Origin of the sequence: Actinomadura sp. NBRC 104412, assembly GCF_030269515.1 — a bacterium.
In the GTDB taxonomy this organism is placed as follows: domain Bacteria; phylum Actinomycetota; class Actinomycetes; order Streptosporangiales; family Streptosporangiaceae; genus Spirillospora.
Genome location: NZ_BSTM01000130.1, coordinates 1 through 244 on the forward strand (window position 1 = coordinate 1; position 244 = coordinate 244).

The 244-nt window shown below is 66.8% G+C and carries 1 pseudogene; it reads left to right on the forward strand.

Annotated elements, in window-relative coordinates:
- A pseudogene (locus tag QSK21_RS36015) lies at window positions 1-244 on the forward strand (IS21 family transposase); the annotation flags it as partial.

A 244-nucleotide genomic window follows, 5' to 3' on the forward strand; every position in this document is an offset into this window, starting at 1 on the left:
GTCGGTGATCATGGAACGGGTCGGATGGTGTCGGGGCAAGACGGTGTTCTTCGAGCGGGTGCAGCGGCTGCGGCCGCTGTATCGCCCGCTCGACCCGGCGTCTCGTACCGAGTACCGGCCCGGTGAGCTGGCTCAATGCGATCTGTGGTTCCCGCCGGTGGACGTGCCGCTGGGGTTCGGCCAGACAGGGCGTCCTCCTGTGCTGGTCATGGTCAGCGGTTATTCCCGGATGATCGGTGCGGTG